Origin of the sequence: Mycobacterium sp. ACS4331, from assembly GCF_001667265.1 — a bacterium.
Classification (GTDB): Bacteria; Actinomycetota; Actinomycetes; order Mycobacteriales; family Mycobacteriaceae; genus Mycobacterium.
Map to the genome: position 1 here is coordinate 181597 of NZ_LZHW01000031.1, position 26693 is coordinate 208289.

Consider the following 26693-nt stretch of genomic DNA (forward strand, 5'->3'; position numbering starts at 1 on the left):
CTAGTCCGCGTCGCGGAAATACGGTTCGACCGTGCCGCTGAGCTTGACGACCATCGGATTTCCGCGGCGATCCCTGGCGGTGGGGACTTCAACCCGCACCCAACCCTCGGCAACGTTGTACTCGTGCACGTTGGTCTTCTCGGCGCCGTTGAAGCGAATACCCACGCCGCGCAGAAGCGCCTCCTCGTTGTATCCGTCGCTACGCGGATCGATGGAGAGGTGATTCGGGGGAACGTCGGTGTTCTGGTCCTGGGACATGATCGCTTCCGTTGAATGCTGTGTACTGCTTGGCTCTGTCCCTCAGAACTTACGCGACCGTGTGGTCGCACTCGGTGAGCGCGTCCCTGGGGCGGTGTCGTCACACGCATCCCCTGGCGCCTGCGCTCCGAATCGGCGTCGTGCTCCTGAGTCAACCTGCGGCAGTCCAACCAGACGAAACGGGCGCATGTGATCGTCAGACGCCGAGCCGAGCACACCACGCCGAGATGGCAAGCTCCCTCACCGAGCCGTTCATCGGCCGCGGATTCCGCATCTGTGGCACGCTGCGAACGCCCGTAGGAGCATGAGACGATGTCCCGCTCGAGGCACGGTGCACGGTGTTGGTCATTGGCCGTTGCAGTGTCGCTCGTACTCGCCGGGTGCACCGGCACCACCGAAGACCACTGGGCCGACGAATTCGACGGGCCGGCGGGCTCATCCGCGGATCCCTCGGTATGGACCAACGACGTCGGCAATGACCAATTCGATGGTTGGGGCAACAACGAACTGCAGTGGTACACAGCCGGTCCGGCAAACGCTGCGCTCGACGGCGAAGGAAACCTCGTCATCACGGCCAGGGACGGAACACCGGCGGGACCCTGCCACACCGTGCCGCTGTGCCCATACACCTCGGCCCGGCTCACCACGCGCCATCGGATGGAGGTGGAGTCGGGACGGGTCGAGGTCCGGGCCAAGCTGCCCACCGACGTCGGGTTGCTGCCGGCCATATGGCTGCTCGGGCCCGGTGAGTGGCCCGAGGGCGGAGAGATCGACATCGCCGAGGTCGTCGGCGGGGAGCCGACAACCATCTACGGGTCCGCTCACGGCCCCGGCTACTCGGATGACGAGGGCCCCTCAGCCTCGACGGAGTTGGCCGGCGACGCCGCCGACGATTTCCATGTGTACGCCGTCAACAAGAGGCCGGACCGGGTCACCTGGTCGGTCGACGGCGCGGAGTACGCATCTCTGCGCCGCACGGACATCCCGGCCGACAAGCGGTGGGTGCTGGACAGGCCGATGGCGGTGGTCCTCAACCTGGCGGTCGGTGGCACCTGGCCCGGCGACCCCGACGACTCGACGTCATTTCCGGCGCGCATGCAGGTCGACTACGTGCGGGTGGCCGGGGACATCAAGCAGCCGGTCGATCACTGAGCCTGAATCACCGACAGCATGGCGAAGTCTGCGAAACGTGTCCTTGGGCTGGTCGGTGGTGTTCGGCGTCGCTAGAAGCAGAGATTGAGATTCGAGGCAGCCCCACTCGGATCACGCCGTCGGCAGGGACATACCGGGGGTGGAGCGCAAACAAACCTGTCGCGCCAAGTGGTGGCAACGCCCTACCGTGCTGGTGTGGCTCCGACACCTCTGACCATCCGTCCCTTGACCGGCCCAGCGGAGTTTCCAGCACTCATCGAAATCTGGCGCGGAGCGGTCGAAGCGACGCACGACTTCCTCGACGAGGCAGACCGTCAGGCGATCGAGGTGGGTATGCGCGACGAGTACCTGCATGCCGTCACTGTGTCAGTGGCTGACTCCGGCGCGGGCCCAGTCGGGTTCTCCGGAGTCGCGGGCCAGAAACTGGAGATGCTGTTCATTGCCGAATCCGCCCGCGGAACCGGCATCGGGACCACACTGCTGCGACACGCGATCAGCGAGTTCGACGTCTCCAAGGTCGACGTCAACGAACAAAACACTCAGGCGCTGGGTTTCTACGAGCACCACGGATTCGTCGTGGTCGGGCGGAGCGAGACCGACGATGCCGGTCGGCCGTACCCGATCCTGCATCTCAGCAGGCAGGGATATTTGCCGTCGGAGATTCGAACTCGCATCGGCGTGGTTTGACCTCTTGTTTGAAGGTGTCGGCTGACCGGACTACACGCCGGTGTCGGTGAACGCGCTGTCAGTCGAACGTCGAGTTGATGCGCTGGATGAGCTTCTCAAAGTTGTCGAGTGTGGCCTCCCCGAGACCGTCGAGCACCGCCGGATCTCGCAGCAACTGTTCCGCCGGTCGGTAGTGGTCGAACTTCCCCCCGACGCACCTTCTCAAGCCGGTGGATGATCCGGTCGCCGTGCGGCAGGTCGCCCTCGGCGACCGTCGTGCCGAACGCTGCGTTATACCGACTCAGGTACTCGTCCACGGCGAAGATCCTCGACATCAGCATGCTTGCGGCTGATGATCTCGCCGACCTGGATCAGGCGGCTTTCCCGGGATGCGGACGGCGGCGAGCGCGGCTTCCAGCTTCCCCGCGCCTTCGGTCCCGGAGTCGATTAGCACGGTGACGTCGAGCGCTCGCCCGATCAGCGCGACGAAGGCTGGGATGTTGGAGGCACCGCCGGCCGGGAGCACCCTCACGGGTGGACCGCGGCGGCGATCTCGGCGCGGGTGCTCGGGTTGGCGATGGCGTACTGGACCTTCGAGCAGTGATGAGTCATGCCCGTGATCATGTGGCTGACACCGGCAAGATGATGTGCGGGCCGCGTTCATGCAGGCCGCGACGCCGGGTACCTGGCAGCTCCGCTCACTGAGGCTGCCGTTAGTTCCGGTTGAGGCCGTGTTCACGGGTCATCAGTGCCTTCTTATAGTGCGACTCGGCCTTGTCGACTTCCGATGGCGATGTGCTGGGTCCGAACACCCGGAGGATGCTGAACACGAAGTGCCGGGCATGGTCGGTTTTGCCGCCGCCGGCCCCGATGCTGACCTTGGCGAGGTCCCGGAGTGCGCGGTTGCCGCCGTGGCCGTCCTGGGCGTAGGACCGCCAGCGTTGCAGAATCCGTTCTGCACCATCGGCCTTTCCGACGTACTGCTTGCCGTTCGATGCGTCGGTGATTAGGTAGATGCCCTGCACCTGCGATAGGGCTACCTGCCATGCCTCGTAGCGACGGTCCGACACCATCTCGAGGAGTTCGTGGAAGGTGAGCAGCACGTTGTCGAATCCGGGGAACGGCACCCTGTCGCGGTCGGCGATCTCAAGAACAGGCATGTGCGCGGCGTTGGTCGCCCGCCGGTGCCAGGTACGCGGAGTGTCCCACTCGATGACGAGCCGGTTCACAAGCGGTTTCAGGATGTCGCTTCGGCGCAGATCGAAGTAGCGGACTTCTGCTGTACGCTCGGCGACGATCTCGCCACGATTCTCGAACGCACCCCAGAGCCGCGACCGCTTCTTGCCGTCAGCGACCAATACCACCCAATAGCGCTCAGGGTCGGCGGGGAACTGGCGGGGTGAGGCGCCCTGAAACCGTGTGTACTCGCGGACTTTCTCCTCGGTCAGATCGTCGGGCCCCCGCAAACCCAGGGCTTCACCGGTGTTGAAGCTGTGCCGGATCACGCGGATATCGTCGAGCCCAATGGGCGGATCGTGCTCGGCGCCGATTGCGGCGAGCACGTGACCGAGGGTCAGGAAGGCACCTGCGCCTGGGGAATCAACCTCTGTGCGATCGGGCTCGTCCACGCGGGTGAGACTACGGCCGCAGGCACAGTGCATGCCGATAAACCGCGGAACCGATCTGGGCTCCGCTGCGTCCAATTCAGAACAGCCGCCGACGATCTAAACGACCCGCCCGTCTTACCGCCGGCAGTGCAGTCGCACCTCGAACAGGAGCTGGCGTGGGGGCGACTGCTGCGCGCTACGGCAGATCCCTGGCAATGAAGTTACCGGCGGAATTGCGGGGGCAAACACACCGATTCCGACCGTCGTGTAACAGCTCTACCGATGGGTGGAGACAAGATCGCTGTGGTAACACTCGAATCCAACAGCACGTAAGCATGACGTCGGCGCCAGCAGTCACGCTAGGGATGGGGAACCATGGGATTCGCGAAGAACGCCATGATGGCAGCCGATGAGGACGGCTACTGGCCGTCGGACAAGTCGATATGTCCAGCACACCTCAATGACTCGTACCTGCGGGCACTTGTAGAGCGCAACCTCGACGAGGAAACCTGTTCGTACTGCGGCGCGTCTAGCGATGGGTCCGAAGAACCTGTAGCTGCGTCACTCGACATTGTGCTATCGGCATTCATCAGCGCAGCCTCCCGCTTCTACGAACGGGCCGACGGTCCGATCGAGTTCGACGGCGAAACGATGGTCAAGACCTGCGATGCAGACGACGTCCTCGATGACCTGATGCCACCAGGCGACGGCTATGTCGATGAGATCCGCGGCGACATGGCGAAAGCGATGCGCGACACCCTCTGGCTACCAGCGAACTGGGCCCGCCTCGCTCCGGATGAGGTTCGACCCCGCGCAGCTTGACCGCTTCTTCATGACGCGGTTCCTGCGACGCTTCGTCGCAGATGTCATCAAGCCAGTCGAGCTGGATGCTCGAGAACACATCGAATATGTCCCTACGCAGGTGTTCACGGAGTACATCCGACAGTCGTTCCCCGGACGGCTGGACGGGATGATCTTCCCGAGTGCGCAAGGGGCAGGTTCCAACGTCGTTCTGTTCTACGACAACGAGTTCGTGAAGGACGAAGGGAAGGCGAACGACTACACGCGGTTGGTCCTGGTGTCAGGCTCGGCCGAGAAGCACACCATCGCATGAGAAGCTGAGTGCCCTGCAGGGCGTCGAGGTACGCATCCGCCGCCTCTCGCAAGGTGACACCTCTGGGTGTCGCCTGCACTCCGCGACTGCGGTCTACGCGCTCACCCTTGCACGCGTCGATCGCGTCCTGCAGCCACGTGAACCGGCGCCGCTGTTGCTGCCGCTTTCCGTCGGCCCTGCCAGTCTCGATGCGGACCTCGTAGCGGGCCGCCCCGCTGGACAGCTCGACGACCTTCACGTAGGCGGGGATGCGCGCCATGACGGTGACGGTGCACGGCGATACCGACGTTGAGTGTCACCTCGTGTCATCAGGCTCGAATCGGAGCGTCTCCGGAGACGAGAAAACCCCTTCCGATGCTGTTCGGAAGGGGTTTCGCTATGTCGGGCTGACAGGATTTGAACCTGCGATCACTTGCCCCCCAGACTAAAAGGCGGTATGCGTAAGCATCCACCACAGTCGATTTTTTGCGTTGTGGCGCAGAGGTTTAGGTTGCGTGCAGACGGTCACGGACGAACGCGGAAAACCGTGTTTAAGTCGACGCAATGGCGGTATGAATGGCGGTACGACCGCACTTTGTTTCCCACGTGCCCGAGTCGCGGTCGGCACGATGGTCAAGACAGCACACACCAAAGGCACACGCACCATGCCAAGTGACCTGAGAAAGACCGTGTCCGCTGTTAACGTTGATACCACGCTGAATTCAAATTCTTGAGGGGGACCTGTGGGTAAACACGACGACCGTTGGGCCGACGGCTCCGAGGCAGGTGGATCCAGCAAGGCGCGAACTCGGAGACGAAAGCCAGGATCGCAGTGGGACCCAGTCAAGATGTCCGCATAGGGGGAGCAGCACAACGCGGACTGGGCCCGAAAGTTTGCCGAGGAAACAGACCGAATAAGGAAGCAGATAGAGCGAGATCGGAACCCTCTTCGTCGTAAAGTCCGACTGTTAGCCCAGGCTATAATTGCTGGCGCCGCATTCAGAATCCCATCTCGTTTCAGACGTCTTTGGCGTCGAACCTCTGAGGGTGAGAGTGCCGCGTTAATCGGGACCGGCCCCCGGTTGGTTGACGCGGAGACAGACGCTGATGCGGGTCCGGCCTACTTCTATATAGATTCAGATGATGCAGCCCTGGTCATGGGCTTCTACCAGCAGGTCAGCGGCCTTCTCGACAGTTTGAGCCTCAGCCATCGGATCGAGAAGGTCGAGCGAGGATCGGTCTTCGGGTCCATTAAGACTTGGTTCAAGAGGCCTGCAAATAAAGAAAAGATTGCCGAAAAACTGAACGAGGCTCTCGCGGTGATAGAGCAATACGGCAAGTCGCACGTGAGTACGTCAATTGCACATGTGGACAACACCATCGCGCAAACCTTGCTGACGATCTCTCAATCGGCGGGAGACAACGACTATGCGGTCTGTCTGCACGGGGTTATCTCGTACAGAGTCACTCTTCCGAACGGAAGTAAGCGACAGGTCTCTCGTCGCATTACGGCGCGCGAAGCAGCCATTCTCGACAGTCGGCCGGGATTGCTCGATAATCCTCAAGGCTTACTCGGAGCGCTCAACGAGATCATCGATCTAGAAGACAATATGGCTGCACGTGAACTCATTGAGCGTCCCGACCGGGAGCCTGACACCGGCACGGACGCCGGATCATGAGAGGTCGCTAGGCGTAACTGGGTTTTGTTCGCGACGGGACTCTAGCGAGCCCCTCGCGAAGAAGCGGCACGGCAGCAATCGCCGTGGCCGAATCCGGAGTAACGTCTCCGCGACCGTGCTGGACGTATGTGAGCGGTCCCGTACCGCTACCGCTGCCGCCGGCTTCGGCCGGTCTGGTCGCAGAGGCGGGCGCCGGTCGATCGCCGAACACTCTTGCCAGCCGCCGCGGGCATCTGGCTCACGGGTCTGCTGCACGAATAGGTGACATCCGAGTTGGCTTGCCCAGCGTGGGCAGGCCGGAAGGATGTCCTCATGGCAAGGCCCTATCCCCGTGAGTTCCGCGACGACGTCGTGCGGGTCGCTCGCAACCGCGATGACGGTGTGACCATCGAGCAGATCGCCACCGATTTCGGGGTCCACCCGGTGACGCTGCACAAGTGGATGCGCCAGGCCGACATCGATGAGGGCGCCACGCCCGGCAAGAGCACCACCGAGTCCGCTGAGCTACGTGAGGCGCGGCGTCGGATCAAGCTGTTGGAGCAGGAGAACGAGGTGCTGCGCCGGGCCACGGCCCATCTGTCGCAGACCAACCTTCCGGGAAAAGGCTCTACCCGCTCGTAACTGAGCTCGCCGCTGACGGGATCGCCGTCGCGGTGACGTGCCGGGTACTCAAGCTCGCCCGCCAACCGTATTACCGCTGGCTGGCCAATCCCATCACCGATGCCGAACGCATCGAGGCCCACCGCACCAACGCCCTCTTCGACGCCCACCAAGACGACCCCGAGTTCGGGTACCGCTATCTCGTGGAGGAGGCCCAGGATGCCGACGAATCGATGGCCGAGCGCACCGCCTGGCGGATCGGCTCGCAGAATCGGCTGTGGAGCGTGTTCGGAAAAAACGGGGCAAGAACGGCAGAGTGGGACCGCCGGTACACGATGACCTCGTTGAGCGTGACTTCACCGCTGACGCCCCAAATCAGTTGTGGCTCACTGACATCACCGAGCATCGCACCGATGAAAGCAAGCTCTATCTCTGCGCGATCAAGGACGTGTTCTCCACCCGCATCGTCGGGTACTCGATCGACTCTAGGATGAAGTCCCGGCTGGCCACCACAGCGCTCAGCAGTGCGGTGGCTCGCCGCGGTGAGGTGGCCGGGTGCATTCTGCACTCCGATCGCGGATCTCAATTCAGGTCAAGGCGATTCGTACACGCACTGAACCATCACGAGATGGTCGGATCGATGGGCCGCGTCGGTGCCGCCAGCGACAATGCGGCCACGGAGAGCTTCTTCGCCCTGCTGCAGAAGAACGTGCTCGATCGCCGTCGCTGGAGCACACGAGAAGAGCTGCGGATCGCGATCGTCACCTGGATCGAACGGACCTACCATCGCCGCCGGCGCCAATCTGGACTCGGGCGGTTGACCCCGGTCGAATTCGAAGCGATTATGACCACACGGGCCCGTCAGGCCGCGTGACCGAAACTGTCAGCTGATCGTGCAGCAGACCCGTATGGCCACACGACGTAAGAGCAGGCCAAGAGCGCCGTCCAATTATTGGCCGCAAAGCTTCATCCGGCTTAAAGCAATTTGTCGAACACGTCTCTGTACGGACATCCCCGACGCCCACGGTTTCCGGGATTGCCGGGACTACCGGCATTGCCGGGGTTTCCAGGGTTGCCGATGTTGCCGTAGTTCCCGTGGTGCATGTCCACAATCTGGCTGTCGTAGATCTCTCCTACGTACTGTCCGGTGAGGCGGTGGACGTGACCCGACGAGCTGATTTGGCCAATGGGCTTTCCACGCATGTCGTGGATGAACCGCCCGCGGATGTAGCCAGCAGCATTCCCGTCTGCGCGGTAGATGTAGTCAGTCATGCTGCGAGTGTGCCTGCACGGTACGACAGGGCAACACCTGAAGGGTGTAAACAATGGGCCTACGAACGCGAAAGAGGCACCCTCTGCATGAGCAGAAAGTGCCTCTGACGTTTGGTCGGGCTGACAGGATTTGAACCTGCGACCACTTGACCCCCAGTCAAGTGCGCTACCAAGCTGCGCCACAGCCCGTTGCCTCCGGAGTAACTCCGGCAGCGAGACGAAAGCCTACCTCAGAGCGCCGCGCGAATCCCAATCCGGGTGCCCGCGCGGCGCTTCGAGTCAGCCTGCGTTCCGCGAACCCGCAGGACGGCGCCCGCGGCCACCCCGCGAGGACCGTGAAGCACCCGCACCGCCACCGGCGTGCCCGTCACCGCGATGCGTGCCGCCACCCTGCCCCGAGCCACGGTGCGCACCCGCGCCCTGGCCGGAACCGCGGCGACGCTGCGAGTTGGAGCCCGAACCGGACCGCCCCGCGCCCGCAGGGCGCGACGGCGGGGCCTTGGGGGCCGCCTTGGGAGCAGGAGCCCGGTAGGGCGCGATCTCCCCCACCAACGCGTGCACGGCTTCGGAGTCGGCATCGACGGTCTGCGGGGTCACCGAGATGCCGGCACGACGCAGCAGCGTCTGGGTGTCCCTGCGCTGCTCGGGCAGCACCACCGTGACGACGTCACCGGCGCTGCCGGCACGCGCGGTGCGACCCGACCGGTGCAGGTACGCCTTGTGCTCGGCGGGCGGATCGATGTGCACCACCAACTCGACCTCGTCGACGTGCACACCGCGCGCCGCGATGTCGGTGGCCACCAGCACCCGGACCTCGCCCGAGGAGAACGCGGCCAGGTTGCGGTCACGCGCGGGCTGCGACAGGTTGCCGTGCAGATCGACGGCGGGGATGCCGGCGTCGGTCAGCTGCTTGGCCATCTTGCGGGCGTGATGTTTGGTGCGCATGAACAGGATTCGCCGTCCGGTGCCGGACGCCAGGCGGTGCACCAGCTGCTTCTTGGCGTCGACGCCGGCGACGTGGAAGACGTGATGCGTCATGGCGGCGACGGGTGAATTGGCCTCGTCGACCGAGTGCAGCACCTCGTTGCGCAGGAACCGCTTGACCAGCTTGTCGACACCGTTGTCCAGCGTCGCGGAGAACAGCAGGCGCTGCCCATCGGCGGGCGTGGCGGCCAGGATGCGGGTGACGCCGGGCAGGAAGCCCAGATCGGCCATGTGGTCGGCCTCGTCGATCACGGTGATCTCGACGGCGTCGAGACTGATGAGGCGCTGGCGCATCAGGTCCTCGAGGCGGCCCGGGCAGGCGACGACGATGTCGACGCCGGCCTTGAGCGCGGTGACCTGGCGACTCTGCGCCACGCCACCGAAGATGGTCGTGACCTTCAGTCCGTGCGCGACAGCCAGGGGTTCCAGCGTGGCGGTGATCTGCGTGGCCAGTTCGCGGGTCGGCGCCAGCACCAGGCCGGTCGGCCGCGACGGGGTGCGTGAGGCGCCGACGAGGCGGCTCACCAGCGGGATCGAGAACGCGAGCGTCTTGCCGCTGCCGGTCTTGCCGCGCCCGAGGACGTCGCGTCCGGCCAGGGTGTCAGGCAGGGTCGCGGCCTGGATGGGGAACGGCTGGGTGCGGTCGATGTCGGCCAAGGCCTGCACCATGGATGCGCGCACGCCGAGGTCAGAAAAAGTCTGAGGGTTACTCATATCGCCTTTCAGGCACAGAGACGTGATGCGGCCTGGAGGGCCGTCAACACTGGGGCGAGACTGCCGGTCGGCAATTTCGATCGCCGTAAGAAATCCGGTGCTGACGCACTGATCACCGCTGGCCTTCACGGCCCAACATGCGGGATGATCACTGGCTCCACGACGTCGTTGGCCGGCATTCTCATGCGCCAACGTTGATATGAGTCTACCGCACCGGCACCGTGAGTCAGCCCGCGGTCTCGTCGGGCACGGGTTCGCCGACCGAGGCCTCCAGTTCGTCGGGCACGTAGGCTGGAGCGTGCATGGCCCGCCACGCGTAGAACAGCAGTCCCGCCCAGACGACGACGATGGTCGCGTAGATGCCCGTCGACCATGGACCGGCAATTCCGAAGTACTTCACCAGTTTCTGGCTGTTGGTCAGGATGATGACACCGCCCACCGCGGTGCCCAGAAGCGCTGGGCTGACCCGGCTGACCAGCCACGCCGCCAATGGCGCGGCCAGGATTCCACCGACCGCCAGTCCGAGCACGATCGGCAGGTTGTGCAGGAACTCCTCACGAAGGCCGACCAGGAATCCCAGTGACGCCGAGACCGCGACCAGGAACTCCGACGCCGAGACGGACCCGATCACGGTGCGTGGCGCGGTCTTCCCGCGGGACAGCAGTGTGCTTGTGGTCACAGGTCCCCATCCGCCGCCGCCGGAGGCGTCGATGAAGCCGCCGAACAGTCCCAGCGGGGCAAGGAATTTGGCGGTGTGCCGGGTGTGCGTCGCGGCCAGGCCGGGCGGTCTGCCGAGGGAGAACCTGATCAGCACGTACAGGCCGATCGCGAGCAGGATCGCGGCCATCAGCGGGGCCGCGTCCTCCGTCGACAGCGACGACAGCACCGTCGCCCCGAGGAATGCGCCGACCGCGCCGGGGACACCGAGCTTGGCGACGATGCTCCAGTCGATGTTCTTGAAACGCCAGTGCGACAACCCCGACGCCAGGGTGGTCCCGACCTCGGCGAGATGCACTGCGGCACTGGCCTGCGCGGCCGCGACGCCGCTGAGCACCAGAAGCGTGGACGCCGTCACACCGAAGGCCATTCCAAGTGCGCCGTCAACCAACTGGGCGCCGACTCCGACAAGGGTGAAGATCAACAGTGAGCGCACGGGCTGCGATGCTTTCGGTCAATGGCCGCAGATGCAGCCGAGGAGGAAATGGGGACGCGCGAAATTCAGCGCGTACAACACATTTCGTCGAAAGCAAGCAACCGGCGCGACGGCCAGAACGGTTCGAGGGCAGCCAGGACCGACGGCGCGATGCACATCGGCTGGTGAGCCACCGGTCCTCCCTACGTCAGCAAATCTCGATCAGCCTACACCGCCAGCAGTCGGTACAGCCCGATGAGGCCCACCACCACGATCACCAGGCGCAGGGCGTTCGGGGAGAGCCGTCGGCCGTAGTGCGCGCCCAGGAAGCCGCCGACCAGTGAACCGATCGCGATCAGGGCCGCCGCAAGCCAGCTGATCCGGTCGAACGCCACGACCGTGTAGGCCAGCGCCGCCACAATGTTGACCAGCAACGACAGCAGGTTCTTGGCAGCGTTCATGCGCTGCATCGACTCCGGCAGCAGCAGGCCCATGACCGCGATCAGCAGAATGCCCTGGGCCGCGGTGAAGTAACCGCCGTACACGCCGACCGCGAACGTTCCGGCGACCAGAGCCGCCATCCGTCCCGGCGTGATGTGTTCGACCGAACGCCCGGCCTGCTCGGCACGCTCACGGGCCCACGACTGGATGCGCGGGCCGATCACGACGAGCACCAGCGCCGCCACCAGCAGGGCCGGGACGATCTGGGTGAACACCTTCTCCGGCAGGTGCAGCAGCAGCCATGCTCCGAGGCCCGCACCGACCAGGGATGCCGGGATCTGCCAGCGCAGTCGATGCCACTGCCCCCGCAGTTCGCGGCGGTACCCCCAGGTGCCCGAGACCCCGCCGGCCACCAGGCCCACGGCGTTCGACATCGTGGCGGTGACCGGCGGGAAGCCGAGCGCGACGAGCGTGGGGAACGTGATCAGCGTGCCGGACCCGACAATGGCGTTGATCGCGCCGGCGCCGACACCGGCGACCGCGATCAAGATCATGTGGGCGACGGACACCCGCCCGACCCTACTCGCGGGGATTTCGGCGCGGTTACGTGCGCTGGGCGCCGGAAAGCGCGCCGAAATCGCTCACTTGCGGGGCTTGCCGCGCTTCTCGCGCACCCGCACGTTGACGCGAATCGGGCTGCCCTCGAAGCCGAAGGTCTCGCGGAGTCGACGCTCGAGGAAACGGCGGTACCCGGCCTCCAGGAAGCCCGTGGTGAAGAGCACGAATGTGGGCGGACGCGCGGTGGCCTGGGTGGCGAACAGGATCCGGGGCTGCTTGCCGCCACGCACCGGCGGCGGCGTGGCCGCCACGACCTCCTTGAGGAAGGTGTTCAGCTGGCCGGTGGTGATCCGGGCATCCCAGGAGGCCAGCGAGGTCTCCAGGGCCGGCACGAGCTTCTGCACGGCCCGGCCTGTCATCGCCGAGATGTTCACGCGCGGCGCCCACTTCACCTGAGCCAGTTCGCGATCGATCTCGCGCTCCAGCAGATAGCGCCGATCCTCGTCGACGAGGTCCCATTTGTTGAACGCCAGCACAAGCGCGCGACCGGCCTCGATCACCATCGACAGCACGCGCTGATCCTGTTCGGTCAGCGGTTGTGAGGCGTCGATCAGGACGATCACGACCTCGGCGGAGTCGATCGCCCCGTGGGTGCGTACCGACGCATAGAACTCGTGGCCACTGGACTGACCGACCTTGCGACGCAGGCCCGCGGTGTCGACGAAACGCCATGTCTTGCCGCCCAGTTCGATCAGCGAGTCGACGGGATCGACGGTGGTGCCGGCCATGTCGTGCACCACGGAACGCTCGTCACCGGCCAGGCGATTCAGCAGCGACGACTTCCCGACGTTGGGCTTGCCGACCAGCGCCACGCGTCGCGGGCCACCGGACTTGCCCGAAACCTCGGACACCTCGGGCAGATCGGCGACCACGGCGTCCAACAGATCGGCGACACCGCGGCCGTGCATGGCGCTGATCGGGTGCGGCTCCCCCAGCCCCAGCGACCACAGTGCGGCGGCCTCGGGTTCCTGTTTCTCACCGTCAACCTTGTTGGCCGCCAGGAACACCGGCTTGCCGGAGCGGCGCAGGATGCGCGCGGCGGCCTCATCACCGGAGGTGGCCCCGACGACGGAGTCCACGACGAAGATGATGGCGTCGGCCGTGCGCATGGCCACCGAGGCCTGCTCGGCCACCAACTGCTGCAGGCCCTGCGCATCAGGTTCCCATCCGCCGGTGTCCTGCACCACGATTCGTCGCCCGGACCACAGCGCGTCGTAGGACACGCGGTCGCGGGTCACGCCGGGCAGATCCTGCACGACGGCCTCGCGGCGACCCAGGATGCGGTTCACCAGTGTGGACTTGCCCACGTTGGGCCGACCCACGACCGCGATCACCGGCGGCGGTGCGGTGAACTCCTCGAGTTCTTCGGCGTAGTCCGAAGCGTCGATCTCCCAGTCGGCTTCGTCTGACCAGGTGCCGTCCTCGTCGGTCATCGAACCGCCCCACTGCGTTGTTGAACCAGATCTGCCAGATGCGAGATGACGTCAAGCTGGGTCATGTCGCCGGTGTCGACGACGATGGCGTCCTCGGCGGCCCGCAACGGCGAGACCGCGCGGGTCGAGTCCAGGTGGTCGCGGCGAAGGACGTCGGCCAGCACCGCGTCGTAGTCATCGCCGAGCCCGGCGGCGACGTTCTGGTCGTTGCGCCGCTTCGCGCGCACCTCGGGGGACGCGGTGAGGAAGATCTTCACGTCGGCGTCGGGAAGCACCACGGTGCCGATGTCGCGGCCCTCCACTACGATGCTGTCCGAACCCCCGGCCAGCACTCGCTGCAGGTCCACCAGGCGCGCCCGAACCGCGGGCACCGCAGAGACCGCAGAGACCGCGCGGGTGACGGCGTCACCGCGGATCTCAGCCGAGACATCTTCTCCGGCAAGGAAAGCGCGCGAGTCGGCAGGGTCGTAACTCACCGACAGGTCGGCGTCGACGGCCGCGATCGCGGCGGGATCGTCCAGCGACACCCCGGCGCGCAGCACCGCCAACGTCACGATGCGGTACATCGCTCCGGTGTCGAGGTATCGGGCGCCGAGCGCGGTGGCCAGACCGCGCGACACGCTCGACTTCCCCGTGCCCGCCGGTCCGTCAATCGCCACAGTGGTCACAATCCAACCGCCTTGTAAAGCTCCCCGATCTCCTTGCTCGTCAACGCCCGCAGACTGCCCGGACGCTGATCCCCCAATGACACCGCACCGATGTCGGTGCGCACCAACGCCTCCACCGGGAAGCCCACCGAGTCCAGCAGCCTGCGCACGATGTGCTTACGGCCCTCGTGCAGGGTCACCTTGACCAGCGACCTGCCCGGGATGGAGTCGACCATCGCGAAGTCGTCGACCTGCACGGGCCCGTCCTCGAGTTCGACACCGGCCTTGAGCTTCTTGCCCAACCCCTTGGGCACCTTGCCGGTCACGGTGGCCAGGTAGGTCTTGGGGACCTCGAACGACGGGTGCATCAACCGGTGCGCCAACTCGCCGTCGTTGGTCAGCAGGATCAGTCCCTCGGTCTCGGCGTCCAGGCGACCGACGTGAAACAGCTTCTTGTTGCCGCGAACTCGATGCTCAACGAGATCGCCGATGCACGGCCGACCACGGTCGTCGGACATCGTCGACTGCATGCCGACCGGCTTGTTCAGCGCCAGATGCACCAGCGTGTCGTCGTGCATCACCCGCGCACCATCCACCCGGATCACTGAGTTGTCCGGGTCAACCCGCGTGCCCAACTCGGTGACGATCCGGCCGTCGACCTCGACGCGGCCGTCGAGGATCATCCTCTCGGCGACGCGCCGTGACGCAATCCCAGCCTGCGACAACACTTTCTGCAGTCGCACGCCCTCAACCGACGAATCCGGCATCACTGGTCCTCATCCACATCGAGGGCCGGCGCCGCCTCAGGCGCGGGCCCGCCATCGAGCTTCATGAAACGCGGTTCGGAGTCCAGCGTCTCGGAGATGTCGTCGATCACGTCGACATCGGGCAGCAGCGGAGCGATGTCGGGCAGGTCCGTCAGCGACGTCAACCCCAACCGCTCCAGGAACAACTCGGTGGTGGCGAACGTCACGGCGCCACTGTCGGCGTCGGTGCCCGCCTCGGTGATCAGGCCGCGCGCCAACAGCGTGCGCATCACCGCATCGACGTTGACCCCGCGCACCGCGCTCACGCGCGCTCGGGTCACGGGCTGCCGGTAGGCCACCACAGCCAGCGTCTCCAGCGCGGCCCGGGTCAGCTTCGACCGCGACCCGTCGAGCAGCAGCCGCTCGACGTACGGGGCGAACCGCGACCTCGTGTACAGCCGCCACCCACCCGCGGCCTCCCGCAGGTCGATGCCGCTGTCGCGGGCGGTGAACTCCTCGGCCATCAGCGCGAGCTTGGCCATGATGCGGTACGCGGGCTGGCCGGCGGCGCCGGCCAGCGCGTCGACGCTGATCGGCGTGTCGACGACCAGCAGCAGCGCCTCCAGGACGCGGCCGAGTTCGTCGTCATCGAGTTCGGCCTCATCGAGTTCGGCGCCGTCGAGTTGAGCGCCCTCGAGCACAGCAGCGTCGAAACCGGCCTCGGAAGCGCTCGGCGCCTCGGCGTGGGATTCGACGTCACCGGGGTCTGTCGGCTCAGCCGTCGTCACGGTTTCGACGGCATCAGGACCTGCCACCTCGTCGGTCATTCTTGTTCTTCCACCAGCTCATCGCGCAATTGTTGGTCCGTGAGACGGTCTCCGGTCCACGTAACCTGGAGCACACCAAGCGGTTCTGTTTGCTCAAATGCTACCGCCCGGGCTCGGTACAACTCGAGCAGCGCCAGGAAGCGCCCGACAATCTGGATCGGGATTTCGCAGTCGGCGACCAGTTCGGTGAATGAGGACCACTCGCCCGCCCCGCGGCTCTCCAGCATCCGCAGCACGAGTTCGGCCTGCTCGGGCACCGACACCTTCGGATGGTGCAGGTGGTCGGTGCCGACCGTCGGCACCGGTCGCGGCGTGAACGCGGCCGCCGCGATCTCGGCGAACGCCTTCGCGTCGACGCCCAGCATCACCTCGGGCAGCAGATCGGCGAACCGGTCCTCGAGCGCCACCGCGCGCGGATAGCTGCGCAGTGCCGCGGCCTCCAGTTCGGCGAACATCTGCGCGACGTGCTTGAACGCGCGGTACTGCAGCAGTCGCGCGAACAGCAGGTCGCGGACCTCCAGCAGCGCCAGGTCCTCCTCGTCGTCCACCCGGCCCGCGGGCAGCAGACGAGCGGCCTTGAGGTCCAGCAGCGTGGCCGCCACCACCAGGAAGGTCGTGGTCTCCTCGAGTTCGAGTTGGGAACCGATCTCCTTGGTGTAGGCGATGAAGTCGTCGGTCACCTGGTGCAGGGCCACCTCGGTGACGTCGAGGCGATGCGCGAAGATCAGCTGCAGCAGCAGATCAAAGGGTCCCTCGAAGTTGCTCAGCCGAACCTGGAATCCGGTCTGCGGCTGCCCTGCCTCATCGGCTCCGTTCGGCGGCTGCGTGTCCGTCACGTTCCGAATCGATCGATGACCTCGCGGGCCAACGCTCGGTAGGCCAGCGCTCCCGAGGACTTGGGCGCCCAACTGGTGATGGGTTCACCCACGACGCTGGTCTCGGGGAATCGCACGGTCCGGGTGATGACGGTGTCGAACACCAGGTCACCGAACCGCTCGACGACGCGTGCCATCACCTCCCGGGCGTTGACAGTGCGGCTGTCATACCGGGTGATCAGGATTCCGCTGATCGCCAGTCGCGGATTGAGCCTGTCGTGCACTTTGTCGACGGTGTCGGTCAGCAGGGCGAGGCCGCGCAGCGAGAAGTACTCGCACTCGGTGGGGATGATGACGCCGTCCGAGCAGGCCAGACCGTTGACGGTGAGCAGGCCCAGCGACGGCTGGCAGTCGATCAGCACGTAGTCGTAGCGATCCAGCACGGGGTGCAGGGCGCGCGCCAGCGACTGTTCACGGCCGACCTCGTTGACCAGTTGGATCTCCGCGGCCGACAGATCGATGTTGCTGGGCACCAGGTCCATGCCGCTGACCCGCGTCTTGACCAGCACCTCGTCGATCGACACCCGGGGCTCGACCAGCAGGTTGTGCACGGTGTGCTCGAGCTCGTAGTGCGGCACGCCCAGGCCCGCCGACAGCGCGCCCTGGGGATCCAGGTCCACCAGCAGCACCCGCCGCCCGTACTCGGCCAGCGCAGCACCGAGGTTGATGGTCGACGTGGTCTTGCCGACGCCGCCCTTCTGGTTGCACATGGCGATGACCTTGGCGGGCCCATGACTGGACAGCGGTCGGGGTTCGGGGATCGGACGCGGCGGGCGCCCCGTCAGACCGACTTCCGTGTTATCGGCAGCCTCGTCGGTCACGGCCGGTCGCCCCCCTCAGTCGGTCGTGTGGCGGACATTGCAGGGAAGTCTAACGCGCACGTCGGCACGGGAAGGCAGACCCGCGGGCAACCGTCGAATCCGGATATCCGCGCTGCCCAGGGACCGGTCAGCTGGCGCGGGCAACTCGGGCGCGGATCCGTCCGCCACCGGCACGGCGATCTCTCAGCGACATCTCAGCGCAGATCCATGAACCAGACGCCGAACCACATCGTGAACTGCCTGTGAGACCCACCATGCAGGCGTTCGCCGAATGACTTCGCACACTGTGCCGGACACCGCCGCCAACGCATTCCCCCGCGTGGCCGACGAGATCGTGGAAGCGTTGGCGCACAGCGGAATCACCCATGTGTTCGGTGTCGGCGGAGCCAATATCGAAGACGTCTACGACGCTCTGGAGGCCCGACCGGAGATCACCGGGGTGCTGGCCAAACATGAGGCGGCCGCGGCGAACATGGCCGATGGATACGCACGCGCCGGCGCCCCGTTCGGTGTCGTGCTGGCCACCTCCGGTGGAGGCAGCCTGAACCTCGTTCCCGCACTGGGCGAATCATTCACCAGCCGCGTTCCCGTCCTGGCCCTGGTCGGACAGGCACCCATCGCCATGGATGGTCGGGGCAGCTTCCAGGACACCAGCGGCCGCGGCGGATCGCTGAACGCCGAGGCGCTGTTCGCCCAGGTGTCGGTGTATTGCCGCAGGATCGAGTCGTCCGCGCAGATCCATACCGCCTTGAGCGACGCGATCGCCGCCGCCCGCACCGGTGGGCCCGCAGTGCTGCTGCTCCCCAAGGACATTCAGCAGGCCCGGACCCACCGGGACCGACGCCGCCCCCGCCCGATCCAGCCGCCCGGCGGCCACGTCGACCCACGACTGATCGCGCACGCGATCGACACCGGCCCCGTGACCATCATCGTCGGCGACCAGGTCGCCCGTGATGACGCACGAGACGCTGTCGAACGCCTCCGGGCCGCGCTCGGCGCCCGGATCGCCGCCGCACCCGACGCCAAGGACTGCGTGGAACACCGCGGCGCCGACTGGGTCGGTGTCACCGGCGTCATGGGCCATCCCGGCGTCGCCGACGCCGTCGACGCCGCCGCGTTGTGCCTGCTGATCGGCACCAGACTGCCCGCGACCGCCAGCGCCGGGCTGCAGCAGGCGCTGAGCCGAACCCGAACGCTGTCGATCGGTTCGGCGCGCCCCTTCGTCGAGGCGGTGCATTTCCACTCCGACGACCTGCACACCACGCTGACCGAACTGGCGGACATCCTCGGCCACAGCCGCTCCCGTCAGGCACCGGCAGCACCGCCGACACGACTCTCGCCACCGCCGTACGACGGGCCCGGCATCCGCTACGCCGACGCCGTCACGGCCCTCGACCAGCACCTGGCCGACGGGGTGGACATCGTGGCCGACGCGGGCAACACCGGCGCCGCCGCAATCCACGACCTGCCGGTGCGCCCGGGCGGCCGGTTCCTCGTCGCCCTGGGCATGGGTGGCATGGGGTACAGCTTCGGAGCCTCCATCGGGGTCGCCTGCTGGCGCCGACGACCCACGGTGGTGATCGCCGGCGACGGATCCTTCTTCATGCACGGCATGGAGATCCACACCGCGGTCGAGCATCGGCTGCCGATCACGTTCGTGCTGTTCAACAACAACGCGCACGCCATGTGCGTCACGCGGGAGCAGTTGTTCTACGGCGGCGACTACACCTACAACCGGTTCCGGCCCAGTCGTCTGGCGGCCGGTCTGGCCGCGATGTTCCCGACGCTGCCGGCCACCGAGGTGTCCGACCTGCCCGCACTGCATGAGGCACTGCACCGCGCGTGTCACACGCGCGGGCCGTCGGTGATCAGCATCGACTGCTCCGCCGACGAGATCCCCCCGTTCGCGCCGTTCCTCGGTGCGGCACACCAGCGCCCCCCGACCAGTTCAGAACAGAGAGAGGTCCCCAATCATGTCGCTGCCCGCGCTTGAGGACATCGTCGCGCACGCCGGCAATGCCGACCCGATCGACGGTGTGCACCGCATCGAAACCAGCCCCAGGGAGAAGGCCACTCCGATCATCATGGAGATGATGCGGTCGGTGTACCCGCACGACCAGGTGTTCGGCCAGTACTGCACGGTCAACGATTACGTCGACTGCCCGCCGGACGAGCTGTTCGATTACCTCTCCGACACCCGGTGCCTCGAGGAGTGGACCTACAGCCTTCGCGGATTCGAGAGGACCGAGGAGCCGGGGCTGTGGCTGGCCTACGACCGCCTGGGCTCGGAGACCGAGATCTACACCCGCACGGTCGCCAACCGAGAAGCCCGCACCGTGGACTACCACTGCGCCTGGGACCAGGGGCGCCACCTCTGGATGATCTACCTGATGCGGGTCGTCGACGCGCAGACCGTCCTCGACCGGCCCGGTTCGGTGGTGCTGTGGACCAACTGCCGCCACCCCTTCTACGACAAGAACCCGTACCCGGAGACCGCTCCCCCGCAGCGCCCGGTGTGGGTCGGCGACTTCTGGGACATGTTCGGCGCCGGGCACCACCTGGAGTTGCAGAACCTCAAGGCCATCGCGGAGTACCGGCACCGCAACGGTCTGCCCATCACGCCGGCTTGGATGACAGGAGACCTTTCATGGGCTACCCGGTGAGTCTGCTCGACGTTTCCACCCACCTTCCCGAGAATCGCGTGCCGGCAGAGTATTTCGCGCAGTTCGCGGGCACCGACGATCTCAGGGACAGCCTGATGTTCCGGGCACCGGAGTACCGCCACCATGCCGGTCTCGAGGTGAGCAACGTCGACATGATCGAACGCGCCGTCGAAGGTCTGGTGCAGCGGCACGGCGAGGCGGTGCTCGCCGACGTCGACGTGCTGTTGACCCATTCCCAGCTGCCGGATCTGCCGATCGTCGGCTGCGGCGGCGAGGTCGCGGACCGCCTGGGCATGACGCCGGAATGGATCATCGACGTGCACAACGGCGGATGCGCTGCGTTCATCCTGATGATGAAGATGGCCCGGCAGATGCTGTCCTCCGGGGCCGGGCGCACGGCGCTGATCGCGGTGTCGCAGACCTGCGCGGGCAAGGTGTTCGTCCAGGAGCAGGTGCGTAAGAAGGCGCAGTCGTCGGTGCCGGGAGACGGTGCCGCCGTCGGACTGCTGACGGTGTCCGACACGTCGCCGATCCTCGACATCGAGTGCCGCTACTACGGCGAGTTCGCCGGCGACATGACGCTGACATCCGACCCCGTTCGGCTGTGGTGGCAGGCCGGACCCGGCGAGGGTTACGTCAGCTTCAACGAGGCCAAGATCGCCAAGGTGCTCGCCCGCGGCAACCGGGTGGTGCCTGAGGTCGCGCTGGCGGTCTGCGACCGCATCGGCGTCAAGTCCAAGGACATCGACCTGCTGGTGACCAATCAGCCCAACCGGGTGTTTCTGCGCAACTGGAATGAGGCGCTGGAACTTCCGCGCGAACGCCACCGCGACACGTTCCACGAATGCGGCAACCTGTTCGCCGTCGGCATCCCGGTCAACTTCGCGGCCGCGATCGAGGACGGACAGGTCAAGCCGGGCGACGTCGCCCTGATGGCCGGATTCGCGCACGCCGGAGACTTCGCGGGGGCGGCCGCGATCCGCTGGGGCGGACGAGGGTAGCCCGCCGTGAAGCCCCTGCACAGCCTCAGCCCACTCGATCGGGTGGCGCTGCCCGATGGCAGCGATCCGATGGCTTTGTCGCTCAACGAGAATCCCTTCCCGCCGCTGCCCTCGGTGCAGGCCGCGATGGCGCGAGCCGCGCGTGCGGCCAACCGCTACCCCGAGTTCCTGCCGGTCGAGTTGCGCGCCGTGATCGCCGACCACATGGGCGTGGCCCATGAGCGCATCGTGATCGGCGCGGGGGCCACCGGCGTGATCATGCAGGCGCTGCGGGCGCTGACGTCACCGGGCGATCGAATCGTGTTGGCCTACCCCACGTTCGACGGCTACCCGATCTTCGCGCAGATCGCGTCGCTGATCTGCGTCCCGGTGCCGTTGGCCGACGACGGCCACCACGATCTCGATGCCATGGCGCGGGCCGCCGTCGGCGCCCGGGTCGTGGTGCTGTGCCGACCGCACAACCCGACCGGCACGCTGGAGTCCGAGGCGAAACTGCGTCGGTTCCTGATGCGCATCCCGCGCGACACCGTCGTCCTGCTCGACGAGGCCTACGTCGAATTCGTCGAGCCCAACGATCGGATCGACGTCGAGAAGCTCATCGACGACTTCCCCAATGTCCTTGCGGTGCGCACCTTCTCCAAGGCCTACGGGCTCGCGGGCATCCGCACCGGCTATGGGTGCTGCGCGCCGCACGTCGCCCGTGCGCTGTGGACGACGCAGCTGCCGTTCGGCAGCAGTGTGACCAGCCTTGCCGCCGTCGTCGCGTCGTACCGGTCGCAACGGCAGCTCGAACAGCGCATCCGGGCCGTCGTCGATGAGCGCGGTTATCTGCAGGCGTGCCTGCGTGCCCTCGGTGTCAGCTGCACCGAGTCCCACGCGAACTACCTGTACGTGCCGAACGGCGTCACAAGTGCTGAACGGATGTACGCCCAGGCCGGCGTGCGGGTGCGCGGCTACGCCGACGGGGGTGTGCGGATCACCGTCGGCACCCGGCAGTCGAGCCGCGCGGTGCTCTCGGCTCTCGCAGCCGGAGTCGCCTAACGGGCACGCGGGTGGGCTCCGGCCCACACCTCGCGCAACGCGTGCACCGTCACCATGGTGTAGATCTGTGTCGTCGTCACCGACGCGTGGCCCAGCAGTTCCTGCACGACGCGGACGTCGGCGCCGCCCTCGAGGAGGTGCGTCGCGAACGAGTGCCGCAGCGTGTGCGGTGACACTCCCGCGCTGATCCCGGCTCGTTCGGCGGCGTCCTGCAGCACCTGCCAGGCGCTCTGCCGGGACAGCCGCCCACCACGGGCGTTGAGGAAGATCGCCGGAGTGCCTCGACCCCGGCCGGCCAGTCCGGGACGTCCCCGCACCAGATAGGCGTCCAGAGCCGCGACCGCGGGCCGCCCGATCGGGACCAGGCGCTGCTTTCCGCCCTTGCCGTGCAGCAGCACCGCACGGGACTGCGTGTCGACGTCGTCGACGTCGAGGCCGACCGCCTCGGAGATGCGCGCCCCCGTCGAATACAGCAGTTCCAGCAGCGCCCGGTTGCGCAGCGTCAGTGGTCCGTCCGACGGGCTGTCACCGCCGGCGCCCTCCAGCAGGGCGAGCACCTCGTCGACAGACAGCGCCTTCGGCAGGCGTCGCGACGGGGTCGGCGGTTTCACGGCTCGCGCGACGTCGACGTCGGTGAGTCCCTCGGCGGCGGCGAAACGGTGCAGGCCACGGACCGCGATCAGCGCCCGTGCGGCCGACACCGCGGACAGGGCGGCGGCCCCGGTGTCCGGGTCCCCGCGCCGCAGCGCGACGAGGAAATCGCTGACGTCGGCCTCGGTGACCTTGGCCAGATCGTCGACTCCGCGCAACGTCAGGTGGTCCTGGTAGCGGCGCAGATCGCGCCGGTAGGAACTCAGGGTGTTCGCGGCCACGCCACGTTCGATCGCCAGGTGGTCGAGGTACCCCTGCAGCTGTCCGTCGAGCGCGGGCCGCACCGTGGTCACGTCGTCGCCGACCTCTTCCGGGCCGCGAACCGGTGGGGCCGGTCGGTCCAATCGGCGTCGACGGGCCGCGGCGCAGCCACGCCGGTGCGCACCGCGTGGGCGGCCAGAATCCCCGCCACCGCAGTGGAGTTGACGACGTCGCCGGCGAACACCATCTGCACGGCATCGGCCAACGGGACGCGCTCGACCCGCATGTCGGCCTCCTCGTCGTCGGCCTCCGGGCGCTGCACGTCACTGAGGCCGGTGGCCAGGAACACCCGCACACTCTCATCGGTGAACCCAGGCGTGGAGTCGAGGTCGACCAGCACCGACCAGTCCTGCGCGGCCAAGCCGGTCTCCTCCGCCAGTTCCCGTGCGGCGGTGTCCTGCGGCGGCTCGCCGTCGAGGTCCAGCAGGCCCGCGGGCAGTTCCCACAGGCGCCGGCCCAGCGCATGCCGGTACTGGTAGACCAGCACGATGTTGCCGTCGTCGTCGATCGCGGCGACGGCCACGGCACCGTAGTGCTCGATCACCTCTCGGCGCGCGATGTTGCCGCCGGGCATGCGCACGTCGTCGGCGCGCAGCGCGAAGATCTTGCCGGTGTACACCGTCTCGCTGGAGACGGTGTCGAACCCGTGCTCAGCCACGCGCTGCGGACTCGGAGATCAGCTCGTCCTCAGCGGCGTGATCGCTGTCACCGCCGTCGTGACGGTGCTTCAGCTCCGAGGGATCCAGCGGAAGACGTTCGGCCGCTTTGTATTCCATCGACGCCTTGACGAACGCCGCGAACAGCGGGTGCGGGCGGGTGGGTCGGCTCTTGAGCTCCGGGTGGGCCTGGGTGCCGACCAGGAACGGGTGCACCTCGGGCGGGTACTCGACGAACTCGACGAGGTGGCCGTCCGGCGAGGTCCCGGAGAATCGCAGCCCGCTTTCGGCGATCTTGTCGCGATAGGCGTTGTTGACCTCGTAGCGGTGCCGGTGCCGCTCCGAGACCTCGGTGGCCTCGTAGGCCTGCGCGACAATCGATTTCTTCTGCAGCACAGCGGGATAGGCACCCAGGCGCATGGTGCCGCCGAGGTCCTCCTCACCGGCGACGATGCGCTCCTGATCGGCCATCGTCGCGATGACTGGGTCCGGCGTGTCGGGGTCGAACTCGGCCGAACTGGCCTCCGTGAGCCCGACCGAGCGCGCCGCCTCGATCACGATGCACTGCAGGCCCAGGCACAGTCCCAACAACGGGATGCCGCGCGTGCGGGCATAGCGGATGGCCCCGAGCTTGCCCTCGATGCCGCGGATGCCGAAGCCGCCGGGGATCAGCACGCCGTCGACTTCGCTGAGCGCTGCCGCAGCACCCGCCTCGGTCTCGCAGTCATCGGAGGCCACCCAGCGCATCTCGACGCGGGTGCGGTGTGCGAACCCGCCCGCACGCAGCGCCTCGGCGACCGACAGGTAAGCGTCCGAGAGGTCGATGTACTTGCCCACCAAGGCGATTCGCACGGTTTCGTTGGGCTCGTGCACGCGCTGGAGCAGGTCGTTCCACTGTGTCCAGTCCACATCGCGGAACGGCAGATTGAGCCTCCGCACCACATAGGCGTCGAGTTCCTCGCGGTGCAGCACCTTGGGGATGTCGTAGATGGACGGCGCGTCCGGTGTCGAGATCACACCGTCGATGTCGACGTCGCACATCAGCGCGATCTTGTTCTTGAGCGGTTCGGGCACGTCGCGGTCGCACCGCAGGATCAGCGCGTCGGGCGTGATGCCGATGCTGCGCAGGGCCGCGACCGAGTGCTGCGTGGGCTTGGTCTTCAACTCACCCGAGGGCTTGAGGAACGGCACCAGCGACACGTGCAGGAAGAAGCAGTTGTCGCGTCCGACTTCGTGGCGCACCTGCCGGGCGGCCTCGAGGAACGGCAGTGACTCGATGTCGCCGACCGTGCCGCCGATCTCGGTGATGACCACGTCGGGACGGTTGCCGTCGCTGTCGGGCTCGGCCATCGCCAGGATGCGGCGCTTGATCTCGTCGGTGATGTGCGGGATGACCTGCACGGTGTCACCGAGGTATTCGCCGCGACGCTCCTTGGCGATGACGGTCGAATACACCTGTCCCGTGGTCACATTCGCCGAACCGGAGAGGTTGCGGTCCAGGAAGCGCTCGTAGTGCCCGACGTCGAGGTCGGTTTCGGCGCCGTCCTCGGTGACGAACACCTCACCGTGCTGGAACGGGTTCATGGTGCCCGGGTCCACGTTGAGATAGGGATCGAGCTTCTGCATCGTCACCTGCAGCCCACGCGCGGTGAGCAGCTGTCCGAGACTGCTGGCGGTCAAACCCTTGCCGAGCGAGGACACCACACCGCCGCTGACGAAGATGTGCTTAGTGGCGGTCTGTGGATGCTTGCGTAGCGATGGCAAGTGCAACCTCCGTGGCGATGGAGCAGGAATTGGGCCTGCTGACCCACGGAAGTCCACCTTAACACCGACCCCGTCAGGTCGTTGCTGACGCGCCGGGGGTTGTCCGTTTCACACCGAGGGCGTCACTGGGCGACGGTGAGCGCGGTGGCGCCCTGACCCACGCCGTACTGACCGGGCTTTGCGCCCTTGATCAGGTCCTGCAGGCCCAGGACGGCGGTGATGCGCCCCGACTCCACGTCGATGTCGTCGACCGAACTGACCGCCGACGTCAGGCCGGCATCCGACCGCAGCACCGCGACGGCGCCCGTGCCGGTGGCCGACCCGGTGCGACCGACGAGCACCGTGCCCGAACCGTGCGGAGCCAGCCCCGCCGCGAACCGCGCCACGGTCGCACCCTGGTTGCCGCCGTCGTCACCGAGTGGACCGCCGCTGACCACGATCGCGGTGTCCCCCGCGCCCACGTTGTCGCCGGAGTAGGTGATGAACCCGGTGTCGCGCAGTGCGGTGAGCACGGTCTGGCGCTGCAGGTCGTCGACGCGCGGTGCCTTCGGGTCGCGATTGATCAGCATCGAGATGCCCAGCAGGTCACCGGCCTGTGAACCCTGGTCCACCAGCGTGGTGCTCAGCTGCGTGCCGGCGGGCAGGATCGGCGAGTTCACCACGGTGCGCAGCTTCTCGGCCGAATTCGCGTCGACGAACTCCTGCGTCAGGTTGACGGTGCCGCCGACGGTGCCGCCCGCATCGCGGATCAGCCGATCCAGCGCGTCGACGTCGTCGTCGTTGGAGTCCGGCGTCCTGAACAGCACGACGGACCTGCCCGCGAGCGCATCGCGGACGATCCGCGGCGCCACCTGCGTGTCGAAGTCGTCCGCGGCTCGCAGGCGCTCGTTGAGCGCGTTCTTGTCATCGGTGAGGGCGTTGATCTGCCCGTGCAGGTCGCGCTTCTCCTCCCGCAGACTCGAGAGCAGCGTGTCGGAGAGCAGACCCGACCCCAGCACCACGCCGACCGCCAGCGCCAGGAAGACCGCGGCCAGCGAAATGGCGTGCGAGCGTAGGGATATCACGGCGATTCCTTTCTACCGAACAGACTG

General features: G+C 66.7%; 26 protein-coding genes, 1 tRNA gene and 1 pseudogene. 10 read left to right on the forward strand and 18 right to left on the reverse strand.

Features of this window, described 5'->3' with window-relative positions; all coding sequences use genetic code 11:
• Positions 1-258 (reverse strand): DUF3297 family protein, encoded by a 258-nt coding sequence (locus tag A5727_RS08890; protein WP_068247754.1) that lies wholly within the window; start codon positions 256-258, stop codon positions 1-3.
• 348 nt (positions 259-606) lie between these two features.
• Here A5727_RS08890 and A5727_RS08895 point away from each other — a divergent pair, with 348 nt between their 5' ends.
• Together A5727_RS08895 and A5727_RS08900 are read left to right on the forward strand one after the other, a co-directional pair.
• Positions 607-1410: a glycoside hydrolase family 16 protein gene (locus A5727_RS08895; protein WP_231991997.1), complete on the forward strand. Its 804-nt coding sequence runs from the start codon at positions 607-609 to the stop codon at positions 1408-1410.
• Between the two features lie 195 nt (positions 1411-1605).
• Entirely contained in the window at positions 1606-2097 is a 492-nt protein-coding gene (locus A5727_RS08900) for an acetyltransferase (RefSeq protein ID WP_082949688.1), read from the forward strand.
• Between the two features lie 58 nt (positions 2098-2155).
• Here the strand turns inward: A5727_RS08900 and A5727_RS27410 are convergent, their stop codons facing one another.
• Together A5727_RS27410 and A5727_RS08905 are read right to left on the reverse strand one after the other, a co-directional pair.
• Complete coding sequence (locus A5727_RS27410; RefSeq protein WP_157521288.1) at positions 2156-2302, reverse strand: hypothetical protein; 147 nt, start codon at positions 2300-2302, stop codon at positions 2156-2158.
• Positions 2303-2789: 487 nt separating this feature from the next.
• Complete coding sequence (locus A5727_RS08905; protein ID WP_231991998.1) at positions 2790-3704, reverse strand: GIY-YIG nuclease family protein; 915 nt, start codon at positions 3702-3704, stop codon at positions 2790-2792.
• Between the two features lie 354 nt (positions 3705-4058).
• On the opposite strand from A5727_RS08905, the gene A5727_RS27830 reads away from it, so the two are divergent.
• The 4 genes and pseudogenes from A5727_RS27830 to A5727_RS08930 all read left to right on the forward strand — a co-directional run bounded on the left by A5727_RS27830 (position 4059) and on the right by A5727_RS08930 (position 7929).
• A complete protein-coding gene (locus A5727_RS27830; RefSeq protein WP_197507622.1) occupies positions 4059-4505 on the forward strand; it encodes a HEPN-associated N-terminal domain-containing protein in 447 nt (148 codons plus the stop codon).
• Positions 4480-4797, forward strand: coding sequence for an RES family NAD+ phosphorylase (locus A5727_RS08915; RefSeq protein ID WP_068247762.1), 318 nt, complete (start codon positions 4480-4482; stop codon positions 4795-4797). The genes A5727_RS27830 and A5727_RS08915 overlap by 26 nt, the downstream gene beginning before the upstream one ends.
• A gap of 1136 nt (positions 4798-5933) precedes the next feature.
• Positions 5934-6455: a hypothetical protein gene (locus A5727_RS08920; protein ID WP_068247765.1), complete on the forward strand. Its 522-nt coding sequence runs from the start codon at positions 5934-5936 to the stop codon at positions 6453-6455.
• 312 nt (positions 6456-6767) lie between these two features.
• Positions 6768-7929: pseudogene (locus A5727_RS08930) on the forward strand (IS3 family transposase).
• A 101-nt stretch (positions 7930-8030) separates the two neighbouring features.
• Here the strand turns inward: A5727_RS08930 and A5727_RS27415 are convergent.
• The 11 genes from A5727_RS27415 to A5727_RS08980 all read right to left on the reverse strand — a co-directional run bounded on the left by A5727_RS27415 (position 8031) and on the right by A5727_RS08980 (position 17565).
• Complete coding sequence (locus A5727_RS27415) at positions 8031-8327, reverse strand: collagen-like triple helix repeat-containing protein (RefSeq protein WP_157521289.1); 297 nt, start codon at positions 8325-8327, stop codon at positions 8031-8033.
• Between the two features lie 112 nt (positions 8328-8439).
• A tRNA-Pro gene (locus A5727_RS08935) sits at positions 8440-8516 on the reverse strand.
• Between the two features lie 90 nt (positions 8517-8606).
• Entirely contained in the window at positions 8607-10025 is a 1419-nt protein-coding gene (locus A5727_RS08940) for a DEAD/DEAH box helicase (RefSeq protein WP_068247771.1), read from the reverse strand.
• Positions 10026-10251: 226 nt separating this feature from the next.
• On the reverse strand, positions 10252-11178 hold the full coding sequence (locus A5727_RS08945; protein ID WP_068247774.1) for a sulfite exporter TauE/SafE family protein: 927 nt from the start codon (positions 11176-11178) through the stop codon (positions 10252-10254).
• A 206-nt stretch (positions 11179-11384) separates the two neighbouring features.
• Entirely contained in the window at positions 11385-12152 is a 768-nt protein-coding gene (locus A5727_RS08950; protein WP_082949698.1) for a sulfite exporter TauE/SafE family protein, read from the reverse strand.
• Positions 12153-12239: 87 nt separating this feature from the next.
• Positions 12240-13649, reverse strand: coding sequence for a ribosome biogenesis GTPase Der (der, locus tag A5727_RS08955; RefSeq protein WP_068247780.1), 1410 nt, complete (start codon positions 13647-13649; stop codon positions 12240-12242).
• Positions 13646-14320 (reverse strand): (d)CMP kinase, encoded by a 675-nt coding sequence (gene cmk, locus A5727_RS08960; RefSeq protein WP_068247783.1) that lies wholly within the window; start codon positions 14318-14320, stop codon positions 13646-13648. Before cmk ends, der begins: the two co-directional genes overlap by 4 nt.
• The gene (locus tag A5727_RS08965; protein WP_068247786.1) at positions 14314-15063 is read right to left on the reverse strand and encodes a pseudouridine synthase; all 750 of its coding nucleotides are present in this window, start codon (positions 15061-15063) and stop codon (positions 14314-14316) included. Before A5727_RS08965 ends, cmk begins: the two co-directional genes overlap by 7 nt.
• The gene (scpB, locus tag A5727_RS08970; protein WP_068247789.1) at positions 15063-15869 is read right to left on the reverse strand and encodes an SMC-Scp complex subunit ScpB; all 807 of its coding nucleotides are present in this window, start codon (positions 15867-15869) and stop codon (positions 15063-15065) included. Before scpB ends, A5727_RS08965 begins: the two co-directional genes overlap by 1 nt.
• Positions 15866-16705, reverse strand: a complete 840-nt coding sequence (locus A5727_RS08975; RefSeq protein ID WP_068247793.1) for a segregation/condensation protein A — start codon at positions 16703-16705, stop codon at positions 15866-15868. Before A5727_RS08975 ends, scpB begins: the two co-directional genes overlap by 4 nt.
• Entirely contained in the window at positions 16702-17565 is an 864-nt protein-coding gene (locus A5727_RS08980) for a ParA family protein (RefSeq protein WP_068247795.1), read from the reverse strand. The genes A5727_RS08975 and A5727_RS08980 overlap by 4 nt, the downstream gene beginning before the upstream one ends.
• A 271-nt stretch (positions 17566-17836) precedes the next feature.
• Here A5727_RS08980 and A5727_RS08985 point away from each other — a divergent pair, with 271 nt between their 5' ends.
• From A5727_RS08985 to A5727_RS09000, 4 genes are all read left to right on the forward strand, one after another.
• Positions 17837-19558 carry a thiamine pyrophosphate-binding protein gene (locus tag A5727_RS08985; RefSeq protein WP_068247798.1) on the forward strand — a complete coding sequence of 574 codons (1722 nt, stop codon included), beginning with the start codon at positions 17837-17839 and terminating at the stop codon, positions 19556-19558.
• Complete coding sequence (locus A5727_RS08990; protein WP_068247802.1) at positions 19539-20228, forward strand: hypothetical protein; 690 nt, start codon at positions 19539-19541, stop codon at positions 20226-20228. The genes A5727_RS08985 and A5727_RS08990 overlap by 20 nt, the downstream gene beginning before the upstream one ends.
• Complete coding sequence (locus A5727_RS08995; protein ID WP_068247805.1) at positions 20213-21229, forward strand: 3-oxoacyl-ACP synthase III family protein; 1017 nt, start codon at positions 20213-20215, stop codon at positions 21227-21229. The genes A5727_RS08990 and A5727_RS08995 overlap by 16 nt, the downstream gene beginning before the upstream one ends.
• Before the next feature lie 69 nt (positions 21230-21298).
• Positions 21299-22270 (forward strand): pyridoxal phosphate-dependent aminotransferase, encoded by a 972-nt coding sequence (locus A5727_RS09000; RefSeq protein WP_082949700.1) that lies wholly within the window; start codon positions 21299-21301, stop codon positions 22268-22270.
• On the opposite strand, the gene xerD is transcribed toward A5727_RS09000, so the two are convergent.
• The 4 genes from xerD to A5727_RS09020 form a co-directional block, all read right to left on the reverse strand.
• The gene (xerD, locus tag A5727_RS09005; RefSeq protein ID WP_068247932.1) at positions 22267-23214 is read right to left on the reverse strand and encodes a site-specific tyrosine recombinase XerD; all 948 of its coding nucleotides are present in this window, start codon (positions 23212-23214) and stop codon (positions 22267-22269) included. The genes A5727_RS09000 and xerD overlap by 4 nt on opposite strands.
• Entirely contained in the window at positions 23211-23840 is a 630-nt protein-coding gene (locus A5727_RS09010; protein WP_068247811.1) for an NUDIX domain-containing protein, read from the reverse strand. Before A5727_RS09010 ends, xerD begins: the two co-directional genes overlap by 4 nt.
• Complete coding sequence (gene pyrG / locus A5727_RS09015) at positions 23833-25602, reverse strand: CTP synthase (protein ID WP_068247814.1); 1770 nt, start codon at positions 25600-25602, stop codon at positions 23833-23835. The genes A5727_RS09010 and pyrG overlap by 8 nt, the downstream gene beginning before the upstream one ends.
• A gap of 122 nt (positions 25603-25724) precedes the next feature.
• On the reverse strand, positions 25725-26666 hold the full coding sequence (locus A5727_RS09020) for a copper transporter (protein ID WP_068247817.1): 942 nt from the start codon (positions 26664-26666) through the stop codon (positions 25725-25727).
• Between the last annotated feature and the right edge of the window lie 27 nt (positions 26667-26693).